The organism is Mycobacterium sp. (genome assembly GCF_049673265.1).
Lineage (GTDB): Bacteria > Actinomycetota > Actinomycetes > Mycobacteriales > Mycobacteriaceae > Mycobacterium.
Map to the genome: position 1 here is coordinate 1 of NZ_JBATXN010000588.1, position 3,799 is coordinate 3,799.

Sequence of the window (3,799 nt, forward strand, 5' to 3'; positions counted from 1 at the left end):
GCCGGCGGCAACCGCAGCCCGGCCCGGTGACCGGCGCGCCGCACGACTCGATAGCGCAACGCGCGCAACGCCGCCCGATGCCGGCGGGCCTGCCGGCGAGCCGACAACACATGCGCTTGTTGCGCCCGCAGCCGCGCAGCCCTGCGGCGCACCGCCTCGCGCTGCGCGATCGGTGTGGTCGGTATCGCGGTATCGGCGCGGGCTTCGTCGAGCACACTCTTGGTCAGGGCACGGGCATCGGTGTGATCGCGGTGCGCTTGAGTCGCCGTGCCTGCGAGCGCCGCGTCGACGCTGACTGCCGAACGCAGGGCGGACCGGCTGCGGAGTACATCGGATTGGTAAAGCTCCTGTCCCCCACCGGTATTCAGGCCCGCTGCGCGCTGCAACACACTGTCGTAGTGCGTTAGGTCTGCGTCCAGCGTTACGCCGCTTGGCGTGCCGGCGAACAGCTGGTGCGCGCGGCTCAATGCCGACAGTTCGTTTCCGCTCAATGCCCCTCCCCCAGACGGTCGTCCTCGTCGGCGAAAGCCCGAACGCGCGGCAGCGCTCCCGGCGGAATCACTCCCCGGTTGCGGATATCCCACATTTCCGCCGGCGTGACTCCGAGCAGTGCCGCGATGATGGGTTCCGGCAGTGCCGACCGCGCGCATGCCCGGTCGAATCGGGCGCTCAGGCTCATCGGCATGCGTTCCAAAAGCGCGCCGCGCGTCGTCTCCAACGCCTGCAGATGCCGCATCAGCCGTCCCGCCGAAGCTGCGTCGGCGTTGACAGCCACCCGCCATGAGTTGGCGGCGAGCATCTCAGCCTTCACGCACTGACCGATCACAGAGAGAATATACGACTCATATTCGTTTGATGTCGTCGCGGGCAGCCGCTGGATCACCGAGTTGAGCGCGTCGAGCTGAGCCTCTGCGTATCCCTCGAGCACCTCGGTGTCGGTGTGCCGGTCCACGACGATGGAACCCGTGGACCGAGTAGGCGACGGTTCTGCCGGCGTGACGGCGGTCAGACGCTCGAGCTCGGCCGCGGGATCCGCGGCGACCACGAGCCGAGAGTAGGTGCCCGGCGGCAGCCCCAGCCCATTTTCTACCTTCTGAACTGTGCTTTTGTGCGGCTTGCGGGCTCCTCGCTCCAGGTAGCTCAGACCCATGATGCTCACACCGGTGGCCGAGGCGAAGTCGGCCAGCGACCAGTCGCGCGACTCGCGCAGCTCTCGGATTGCTGCACCTGCCGATTCGCGGCTCACCGCAGCGCTCCGGCCATATTCGGATAGTACACAGCCCCCCACGTCGCCCTGGGTATATACGTTTTTATCACGTTTCTCTTGCCAACTCGGCTGCTGTGCGTATACGCTTCTGCATACGTTTTGACACGAAGGAGGCGGACTGATGGGGCATCCATGTTCGGTCAACCCGGAATTGTGGTTCGGCTACGCCGATGACGACGGCGGCGACGGTGCCGCCAAGGCTCGCGCTTATGAGCAGTCGGCCACCGAGGCGCGGCTGCTCTGCCTGCGGCGGTGCCCACTGGCGCAACAGCGGCTGTGCGCGCGATACGCGGTCGAGAACCGCGAGGAGTACGGCGTTTGGGCGGGGATCAAACTGCCTGGCGGCCAGTACCGCAAGCGTGAGCAGCTGGCGAAGGCGCACGACCTGCTGCGCCAGATCGCGGCCGGCGAGGTCAACTCACGGCAGCTGCCCGACAACGCCGCGCTGCTGTCGCGGCGCGAGGGCGACGCTGTTCCCGTGACCGCCACGGTGTTTCATCTGCCCATCCGCGAGGTCGGGCCGCGGTCGGCCGCCTAACCATTTCCGTGCTGGGCGCGCCTTTAGCCGTGATGAAATAGGCGGGTGCTACGAAGTTGGTCGCGGTTAGCCCTGGTGCTGGCCGCCAGTTGTGCGGTGCTGACCAGTTGCCATGACACCGTGGCCGGCCGGGCAGTGTCGCCGATCTACGATCCCGCGACTGCGGGCGGGTTGCCGGTAACCGACGTGGCCAGCGGTGCACGTACCGGCGCGCCGGCGCCGACGCTGAAAGTCCATGGGGGACAAGGGGGATCGATCGATGGGCTGGCGGCCCTGTCGGTCGAGGACATCGAGGCATACTGGCAGGCGAATTTTCCCCGCACGTTGTCAGGACAGTATGAGCCGGTGACGGAGCTGTACTCCTACGACTCCCATGATGCGTCATCGCCGGTGATCTGCGGCAACGACACCTACAAGCTCGTCAATGCCTTCTTCTGTGGAAGTGACTGGCTGATTGCCTGGGATCGCGGCGCGTTCTTGCCGACGGTGCAGAAGTACTTCGGCGAGATGGCTGTAACCGGGGTGCTCAGCCATGAGTACGGGCACGCAATCCAACGCATGGCCCATCTGGTCAAGCGATCGAGTACCGTGCTGGTCGCCGAACAGCAGGCGGACTGCTTCGGTGGCGACTACCTGCGTTGGGTCGCCGAAGGCAAGTCACCCCGGTTCACCCTCGACGCCGGCGATGGTTTGAACAGGGTGCTGGCCGGCATCATCACCAGCCGCGATCCCGCCTCGGTGCAGGCCAACAACCCGGAAGGCCACGGCACGGCGTTAGACCGCGTCGCGGCATTCCAGACCGGCTTCACCTCGGGCGCGACCGCGTGCGCACAAATCACCGCAGAGTCCATCCAGCAGCGCCGCAATCAGCTGCCCGACGCGCTACAGCCTGCGGCCAGCAACCGCAAGGCGGACAAGCCGATAACCGAGGCCAGCGTTCGCCAACTCGTCGATGAACTCGGCACGATCTTCGTCCCGAAGACCCCGCCGACGTTGTCAATGCAGCCGGCCGCGTGTGGGGGAGCGGATGCGACCAAGCCGGTGTCGTATTGTCCGGCGTCGAACACCGTGTACGTCGACCTGCCTGCGTTGCAGACACTCGGCGAGCCCGGCGATGAGCGTCACGACTACGTGCTGCTGCAGGGAACCAACACGGCGATGTCGGCTCTGATCTCCCGATATGCGCTGGCGGTTCAGCGCGAACGCGGCCTACCGATGACATCCGTCGGGACCGCGTTGCGTACCGCTTGTCTGACCGGCAGCGCGGAGCGGCATCTGGCCGAAACATCGGATTCGACAACACCTTTGACGTCACGCGACATCGACCAGGCGGTGGCGGGTCTGCTCGGCAACGGTCTGGCGGCCAGCGACGTCGGCGGGACCACGGTGCCCGCCGGGTTTAATCGAATCGCGGCCTTCCGCGCCGGTCTCACCAACGACGCCGCCGACCGGTGCTACACGGACTTTCCGGGCTGAAAGGCATCCTTATGACTCCGACGCAGTGGGGGAGTGGCGACGACCCCGAACGGACCGAGGTAGTCCGCCGCCAGCCGCCGCCAGCCGGCGACCCCGACAAGACCGTCGTCATCGCTTCCTCGCATGGTGCGCCTGATGAGACGACGACCCCGGTGACGCCGACGAATCCACCCGCCCCGCCCGCGCCAAGCGGTTACGCCGTCGGCGCCTACGGGCACCAACTCGGCCACTATCCGGTCGCCTCTCCGCCGATTCACCCTGCGCGGCGCGGTCGCGGCGCGTTGTGGGCAGTACTTGCCATCTGGGCTGTTGCGTTGAGCGCGGGGGGCGTCCTGCTGGTGCTGCGCGTAGGCCCGATCAAATCGCTGACCGCCGACAAACTCAACATCGCCACGGCGCAGGCCGGCGTGCGGAACGTGCTCGCCGACTCCGCCACCGGCTACGGGCTGGCGGGCGTCAAAGACGTCGTGTGCAACCACGGCGTCGACCCCACCATCGTCAAACACGCGATGTTCACC

The 3,799-nt window shown here is 66.8% G+C and carries 3 protein-coding genes and 2 pseudogenes; 3 read left to right on the plus strand and 2 right to left on the minus strand.

What is annotated here, in order from left to right:
• Positions 1–491: pseudogene (locus WBF82_RS19935) on the minus strand (C40 family peptidase); the annotation flags it as partial.
• Positions 488–1,246: a helix-turn-helix domain-containing protein gene (locus WBF82_RS19940; protein WP_424384665.1), complete on the minus strand. Its 759-nt coding sequence runs from the start codon at positions 1,244–1,246 to the stop codon at positions 488–490. The pseudogene WBF82_RS19935 and the gene WBF82_RS19940, both read right to left, overlap by 4 nt.
• A gap of 142 nt (positions 1,247–1,388) precedes the next feature.
• Here WBF82_RS19940 and WBF82_RS19945 point away from each other — a divergent pair, with 142 nt between their 5' ends.
• From WBF82_RS19945 to WBF82_RS19955, 3 genes and pseudogenes are all read left to right on the plus strand, one after another.
• On the plus strand, positions 1,389–1,805 hold the full coding sequence (locus tag WBF82_RS19945) for a WhiB family transcriptional regulator (RefSeq protein WP_424384666.1): 417 nt from the start codon (positions 1,389–1,391) through the stop codon (positions 1,803–1,805).
• 45 nt (positions 1,806–1,850) lie between these two features.
• A complete protein-coding gene (locus tag WBF82_RS19950; RefSeq protein WP_424384667.1) occupies positions 1,851–3,281 on the plus strand; it encodes a peptidase in 1,431 nt (476 codons plus the stop codon).
• A gap of 11 nt (positions 3,282–3,292) precedes the next feature.
• Positions 3,293–3,799: pseudogene (locus WBF82_RS19955) on the plus strand (hypothetical protein); the annotation flags it as partial.

Bases quoted from the DNA above. Each gene is read 5' to 3' on its own strand.
- WBF82_RS19945 (WP_424384666.1), top strand. From the start codon at position 1,389: ATGGGGCATCCATGTTCGGTCAACCCGGAATTGTGGTTCGGCTACGCC.